General features: G+C 33.0%; 1 protein-coding gene. It reads left to right on the top strand.

Translation table 11 applies throughout. The annotated features are described in order from the left end of the window. Positions 1-394: LCP family protein (locus tag SB775_RS27665; protein ID WP_410864338.1), on the top strand; the 394-nt coding region annotated here is incomplete at both ends.

The following is a 394-nucleotide window of genomic DNA, read 5'->3' as shown; positions in this document are numbered from 1 at the left end:
CGATTTTAATCATGGGTGTCGATGGAAGCGAAATGAGAAAAAGCCAATATGGTGAAGCGGTTCGAACAGATGCACTTTTATTAGCGACAATTAATAAAGATGATAAATCCGTTAAATTAGTAAGTATTCCTCGTGATTCATGTGTTTATATTCCATCTAGAAAGAAATTAGATAAAATTACACACGCACACGTATTTGGTGGTGTTGAAAGTACAAGAGATACAGTGGAAAGATTTTTAAATGTACCAGTTGATTATTATGTGAAGTTTAACTTTGAGTCATTTGTACAAATTGTAGATTCAATTGGTGGTATTGATATTGATGTACCTGTTACTTTCACAGAACAAGATAGTAAAGACCAAGCAGGTATGATCCATTTAGAAAAAGGTTACCA

This window comes from Peribacillus sp. SIMBA_075 (genome assembly GCF_046534585.1).
Note: the sequence above shows the minus strand (reverse complement) of the source record. Positions and strands in the feature narration are given on the sequence as shown.